This window comes from Luedemannella flava, from assembly GCF_039528515.1.
GTDB classification, from domain to species: Bacteria; Actinomycetota; Actinomycetes; order Mycobacteriales; family Micromonosporaceae; genus Luedemannella; species Luedemannella flava.
This window is the reverse complement of sequence record NZ_BAAALT010000036.1, coordinates 24,744-30,891: the sequence shown is the minus strand read 5'-3', so window position 1 is coordinate 30,891 and position 6,148 is coordinate 24,744. Positions and strand designations below refer to the sequence as shown.

Annotated in this window: 7 protein-coding genes; 5 read left to right on the top strand and 2 right to left on the bottom strand. The window is 72.0% G+C overall.

Annotated features, from left to right (window positions below; translation table 11 throughout):
- Positions 1-1,061, top strand: a 1,061-nt coding sequence (locus tag ABD211_RS07790; protein ID WP_344127782.1) for a DUF885 domain-containing protein, incomplete at its 5' end; no start/stop codon positions are given.
- Here ABD211_RS07790 and ABD211_RS07785 read toward each other — a convergent pair.
- Positions 1,051-1,887 carry an NAD(+) diphosphatase gene (locus tag ABD211_RS07785; protein WP_344127780.1) on the bottom strand — a complete coding sequence of 279 codons (837 nt, stop codon included), beginning with the start codon at positions 1,885-1,887 and terminating at the stop codon, positions 1,051-1,053. The genes ABD211_RS07790 and ABD211_RS07785 overlap by 11 nt on opposite strands.
- Before the next feature lie 182 nt (positions 1,888-2,069).
- Here ABD211_RS07785 and eno point away from each other — a divergent pair, with 182 nt between their 5' ends.
- From eno to ABD211_RS07770, 3 genes are all read left to right on the top strand, one after another.
- Entirely contained in the window at positions 2,070-3,353 is a 1,284-nt protein-coding gene (gene eno, locus ABD211_RS07780) for a phosphopyruvate hydratase (protein WP_344127778.1), read from the top strand.
- Positions 3,354-3,600: 247 nt separating this feature from the next.
- On the top strand, positions 3,601-4,197 hold the full coding sequence (locus ABD211_RS07775) for an FtsB family cell division protein (RefSeq protein ID WP_344127776.1): 597 nt from the start codon (positions 3,601-3,603) through the stop codon (positions 4,195-4,197).
- A gap of 9 nt (positions 4,198-4,206) precedes the next feature.
- A complete protein-coding gene (locus ABD211_RS07770; RefSeq protein ID WP_344127774.1) occupies positions 4,207-4,743 on the top strand; it encodes a DUF501 domain-containing protein in 537 nt (178 codons plus the stop codon).
- 4 nt (positions 4,744-4,747) lie between these two features.
- Here ABD211_RS07770 and ABD211_RS07765 read toward each other — a convergent pair whose 3' ends face one another.
- Positions 4,748-5,488, bottom strand: a complete 741-nt coding sequence (locus ABD211_RS07765; RefSeq protein WP_344127772.1) for a hypothetical protein — start codon at positions 5,486-5,488, stop codon at positions 4,748-4,750.
- A 149-nt stretch (positions 5,489-5,637) separates the two neighbouring features.
- Between ABD211_RS07765 and ABD211_RS07760 the strand changes: the two genes are divergently transcribed.
- Positions 5,638-6,135, top strand: coding sequence for an amino-acid N-acetyltransferase (locus ABD211_RS07760; protein ID WP_344127770.1), 498 nt, complete (start codon positions 5,638-5,640; stop codon positions 6,133-6,135).
- Positions 6,136-6,148: the final 13 nt, after the last annotated feature.

The following is a 6,148-nucleotide window of genomic DNA, read 5'->3' as shown; positions in this document are numbered from 1 at the left end:
CGGCGCTGCGCGACTTCGCGGCGTGGGCGCGCGACCGCGCCGCCGCCGACCCGGGCCGCGACCCGCGGCTCGGCCGGCGGATCTGGGAGGGCAAGCTCTGGCACACCCTCGACACGGAGATGGGCGCGGCCGCGCTGCTCCGCCGGGCGTACTCGGAGCTTGAAAACACGACCGCGGCGCTGCGGCAGGCCGCGGCGGCCTACACCGACGAAGCGGAATCCGACGCGACCGTGCGGGCCGCCCTCGGGCGGCTCGCCGGGCACGTCCCGTCCGACGGGACGATCGTCGGGCTGGCGCGCGACATGCTCGCCGACACGACCGCGTTCGTCGCGCAGCAGGAGCTGGTGTCCCTCGTGGACGATCCGTGCGTGGTCCTGGAGATGCCGGAGTTCTCGCGCGGCGTCGCGGTGGCCTACTGCGATCCGCCGGGTCCGTTGGAGAGCGCCGGGCTGCCCACGTTCTTCTGCATCGCGCCGACGCCGGCCGGCTGGCCAGCCGAGCGTGTCGCGTCGTTCTACCGCGAGTACAACGACCACATGATCCGCAATCTGACCGTGCACGAGGCCATGCCGGGTCACTTCCTGCAGCTCGCGCACGCCCGTCGCTACCGGGGCAGCTCGCCGGTGCGGGCCGTGACGATGTCCGGGTCGTTCGTGGAGGGGTGGGCGGTCTACGCGGAGCAGCTGATGGTCGAGTACGGCTACGGTGGCCTGCCCGTCCGGCTGCAGCAGCTCAAGATGCGGCTCCGCATGATCATTAACGCGATCCTCGACCAGCTCGCCCACTGCGACGATCTCGCCGAGGCCGACGCCATGGCGCTCATGACCGGCAGCGGCTTCCAGGAGGAGGGCGAGGCGGCCGGCAAGTGGCGCCGCGCGCTGCTCACGTCCACGCAGCTCTCGACGTACTTCGTGGGTTATCTGGAGGTCGCGGCGGCCGCGGCGGGCCGACCCGCCGACGTGCCGCCGCGCGACTGGCACGACGCGATGCTCGCGCACGGCTCCCCGGCGCCCCGCCACCTGCCCGCGCTGCTGGCGGACGGGACGGGCGTCAGCCGGTGACGTCCGAGCGCATCGAGTCGATGACCCGGCGGGCGATCGACGTCGGCGGCAGTTCGGCGGGCAGCTCGTCCACGGGGAAGAACCGCGCCTCGGCGATCTCCTGTTCCTGGACCACGGGGGCCGCCTGCGGGTCCGCGCAGCGTGCGGTGAAAACCGTCAGGAGTACGCCCGGGGCGCGCGCGCCCCAGCCCTCGCTGCCGACGTAGGTGACCTGGTCGACGTCGAGGCCGACCTCCTCGGCGACCTCCCGGCGCGCGGTGTCCTCCAGGCTCTCGGCCGGGTCCAGGTAGCCGCCCACGAGCGCCCAGAAGTCCCGGTGCGCGTACGAGTGACGGGCCAGGAGCAGCTCCCGGCGGCCGTCGGCGCCCGTGCGCCAGACCGCGACCAGCGCCACCGCGATGGGGGCCGGCCACTCGAACCGCCCGCACGACGGGCACGTCCGCGCGGGCAGGGCCGCGGCGTCGACCATCCGGGTCCCGCAGGCGCCGCAGAACACCCGGCCGCGCCGGAAGTTGGCGACCTGCAGGGCGCGGGCCGCGAGCTGGGTCACGGCCGGATCGGGATGTGCCGTGAACCACGCCCACGGCCGTACGGTCATGTGTTCCGGGTCGGGGCGGTCGCCGGCCGCGCCGGTGAGGTCCACGAGCCATGCCGGCCGCCCGTCCACGCTGCCCAGGTGGATCGGCTCGACCCCGTCGGGCACCGCGCCGAGGCGGGGCAGGCCGTCCGCGTCGGTCATCACGTCCGTGCCGACCACGAACACAGCGAGGTCATCGGGATCCGGGGGCCGGGGGGCACGTACCGCCGGGATGTAGCTGACCGTCACGATTAACCACCGTAGGGTAATAAGAAGGGGTCGGCGACCGGCATCGTAGCCCACCATCGTGTGCGGGGGACGAGCCTCGCGCGACCGCTCGGTGACGGCCTCGATAGGCTGCCGTAACGAAGACTTCGGCCTCAGCGGCGCGGCCGTCAGCCGCACCTTCGCACTTGAGGAGTTATCGAACAGTGGCCACCATCGAGGGAATCATCGCCCGCGAGATCCTTGACTCGCGCGGCAACCCGACCGTCGAGGTCGAGATCGGCCTGGACGACGGCACCATCGCCCGGGCGGCCGTGCCGTCCGGTGCGTCCACCGGCGCGTTCGAGGCGCTGGAGCTCCGCGACGGGGACGCCAAGCGCTACCTCGGCAAGGGTGTCCAGACCGCCGTCGAGAACATCGTCGAGAAGATCGCGCCCGAGCTCGTCGGCTACGAGGCATCCGACCAGCGCGCCGTCGACCAGCGCATGCTCGACCTGGACGGCACGCCCGACAAGTCCAGCCTCGGCGCCAACGCCATCCTCGGCGTGTCCCTGGCCGTCGCGAAGGCTGCGGCCGACTCGGCCGAGCTGAGCCTGTTCCGCTACCTGGGCGGCCCGAACGCGCACCTGCTGCCCGTACCGATGATGAACATCCTCAACGGTGGCGCCCACGCTGACTCCAACGTGGACGTCCAGGAGTTCATGATCGCTCCGATCGGCGCCCCCACCTACAAGGAGGCCCTGCGCTCCGGCGCCGAGGTCTACCACGCGCTCAAGAGCGTGCTCAAGAAGAAGGGCCTGTCCACGGGCCTGGGCGACGAGGGTGGCTTCGCCCCCAACCTGCCCACCAACGCCTCCGCCATCGACTTCATCGCGGAGGCGGTGCAGAAGGCGGGCTACTCCTTCGGCACCGACATCGCGGTGGCGCTGGACGTCGCGGCGACCGAGTTCTACAAGGACGGGTCGTACGTCTTCGAGGGCGCGAACAAGTCCGCCGACGAGATGATCGCGTACTACGCGCAGCTCGTGGCCGACTACCCGATCGTGTCGATCGAGGACCCGCTGTCCGAGGACGACTGGTCGGGCTGGGCCGCGATGACCGCGTCCCTCGGCGGCAGGATCCAGATCGTCGGCGACGACCTGTTCGTCACCAACCCCGAGCGCATCGCGCGCGGCATCGAGCTGTCCGCCGCCAACGCGCTGCTGGTCAAGGTGAACCAGATCGGGTCGCTCACCGAGACCTTCGACGCGGTCGAGCTGGCCCACCGCAGCGGGTTCCGGACGATGATGAGCCACCGGTCCGGTGAGACCGAGGACACCACCATCGCCGACCTGGCCGTGGCCGTGGGCTCCGGTCAGATCAAGACCGGCGCCCCGGCCCGTTCCGACCGCGTGGCGAAGTACAACCAGCTCCTGCGCATCGAGGACGAGCTGGACGACGCGGCGCGCTACGCCGGCAAGGCCGCCTTCCCGAGGTACGGTAAGGCGTAGTCAATGCCGCTGACCTTCCGCGGGAGGACACCACTCCTACGGAAGGCGCGCGTAGTTTGACGTCGCGCACCTTCCGCCTGGCGGAACGTGCGCGATGAACCTCCGCGCTCCACACCGGCCGATCGTGCCGGTCACCCGCTCGCGACGCGAACCTGGGTGACCGGCACGCCGGCTGGTTCGCGCCGAGGTTTCCGGCCGGCCCGCGTTGAGGCCCGCCGGGCACACGAGGAGAGCGGGGTGACGGGCGATGGCGCAGCGGCGGATGCCGGGCGGACAGCGCCCGGGCGGTCACACCCCGAGCGGTCGTCGTGGCGCCCGGCCTGGAGGCAGTGGTCCCGGGGGCGCCGCGCGCGGCCCCGCGGCCAACTCATCGCGGGTCGGCTCCCCGGGACGCGCCGAGCGGGCCCCGCGCGCCACCGAGCGCACGCGGGCCCGACGGGTCGTCAGCGACGGCCTCCGGGGCCGCCAGCCGCGCCGCCTGGGCGGCCGGGCGACCGTGCTGGGGCTGGTGCTCATCGCGCTCGTGCTGGCGTATGCGTACCCGGTGCGGGTCTACCTCGCGCAACAGGCCGAGATCGAGCGCATGCGCCAGGCGCAGGACGCGCAGCGCGACCGTATCGCCGGCCTCTCGGAGCAGCTCGCGAAGTGGGAAGACGACGAGTACGTCCGGACGCAGGCCCGCCGCCGGTTGCACTACGTGAAGCCGGGCGAGGTGGCGTACGTGATCGTTGAGGCGCCGCAGCCCGCGATCGCCAACGACGAGGCGAAGGCCAAGGACTCCGGCCCCTGGTTCGACCAGCTCTGGTCGACGATCCAGGCCGCCGACGGCGCCCCGACGGGATAAGGGACAACGATGAGTGACACCGCGGCGTTGGTGGGGGCGCCCACGCACGAGCCGGCGACCGAGGCGGACCTCGCGATCGTCGGCGCCCAGCTGGGGCGCACCCCGCGCGGCACCCGAGCGGTGGCCCACCGCTGCCCGTGCGGCCTGCCCGACGTGGTGGAGACGACGCCCCGCCTCCCCGACGGCACCCCGTTCCCCACGCTGTACTACCTGACCTGCCCGCGCGCCACGGCCGCCGTGAGCACGCTCGAGTCGGCCGGCGTGATGAAGGAGATGGCCGCGCGGCTCGCCGACGACCCGGCCCTGGCCGCCCGCTACCAGGAGGCGCACGAGCGCTACCTGGCCCGCCGCGAGGAGATCGGCCACGTCGAGGAGATCGCCGGCGTCTCCGCGGGCGGCATGCCCAACCGGGTGAAGTGCCTGCACGTGCACCTCGGCCACGCCCTCGCGGCTGGCCACGGGGTGAACCCGCTCGGGGACGAGACGCTGGAGCTGTGCGGCCCGTGGTGGCTGGCCGGCCCGTGCGTCGCGCCCCCGAACGATTGAACCGTCAGCCCGTCGGCGTCGGCAGCGCGCCGGCGTCGACGATCTTCGCGCCCTTCGGCACCTCGAACAGCTTCGCGTCGGCGCTGTCCTGGTAGCTGGTCATCTCGACCTTCGTCGTCTCGCCGTTGCTCAACGAACCCGAGAATGAGGCGAGTACGCCGTCGGAGGTGACGCAGACGGAGAAGTCCCGCACGGCGTCGGTGTCGCCGGGGCTGGCCGCCGCCTCCAGGCCGGTGACGTCCGCGCAGAGAGCGTCCTGGTCGGCGATGGTCTTCTCCGACTTCGACACCTTCGCGCCGGGCACCACACTGGCCGCGAGGACGAGCCCGAGGGCCAGCTCCGGGCTGACGAACGTGCCGCCGGCGGCGGTGGCCAGGGCGGCCCCGTCGGCGCCGGCCGCCGTGGCCGCGCTCGGCGATCTGGTGCAGGTGGTCTCGCCGCTCCCGGTCTCGCAGAGGTAGGTGGCCTCGCTGGTGAACAGGTAGCGGCCGTTCTTCCCGATGAACACCGTGTTGGGCGGCTCCTGGGCGAGCGTCAGCCGGGCTTTGTCGTCGCCCTGTCCGACGATGTCGTATTTCGCGGTGTAGGTGAGATTCTGCGCCTTGCCGAGGCGGTCGGCGAAGTCGCTCAGTGTGGCGACGTTGTCGACGAGATCCTTGGCCTGGTTGATGACGCCGCACCCGAGGGTGACGACGAGCGCCGTGGCGCCGGCAACCACGACGAGAACGCGATAGGTCCGGGTCATGCCGCCACTTCGCTTCGCGAGATGGTGGCACGACTGATTCTGATCTTGATGATGCCCTCGCTTCGCTCGGTCATGCCCGACGAATGTGTCGTCGATCAAACGTCCCGGCAACGCTCTGTCGTGGCCCGGACAGCGTCTAGGCTCGTCGGGTGTCCGTCAGTGTCCGTCGCGCGCGTACCGCAGACGTCCGTGAGATCCGCCGCCTGATCGACGTGTACGCCGACGACCGGCGCGTGCTCAGCAAGCCCACGGTCGCCCTGTACGAGGACGTCACCGACTTCTGGGTGGCGGAGATCGACGGCGCGGTTGTCGGCTGCGGCGCGGTGCACGTGCTGTGGGAGGACCTCGCGGAGTTCCGCACGGTGGCCGTCGACCCGGACCTGCGCGGCCGGCGCATCGGCCACGTCATCATGGAGGCGCTGCTGACGGAGGCCCGGGTGCTGGGCGTGCGCCGCGTCTTCGTGCTGACCTTCGAGACCCGCTTCTTCGGCTCGTTCGGCTTCCGCCCGATCGACGGCACGCCCGTCCCACCGGACGTCTACGAGCAGCTGCTGCGCTCGTACGACGAGGGCGTCGCCGAGTTCCTCGGCCTGGAGCGCGTCAAGCCCAACACCCTGGGCAACACCCGCATGCTCCTGCACCTGTGACGGCGCCCGGCGG

Excerpts from the sequence above, each read along its gene's own strand:
- ABD211_RS07775 (WP_344127776.1), top strand. The coding sequence starts at position 3,601 with ATGGCGCAGCGGCGGATGCCGGGCGGACAGCGCCCGGGCGGTCACACC.
- ABD211_RS07770 (WP_344127774.1), top strand. The coding sequence starts at position 4,207 with ATGAGTGACACCGCGGCGTTGGTGGGGGCGCCCACGCACGAGCCGGCG.
- ABD211_RS07765 (WP_344127772.1), bottom strand. The coding sequence starts at position 5,488 with ATGACCCGGACCTATCGCGTTCTCGTCGTGGTTGCCGGCGCCACGGCG.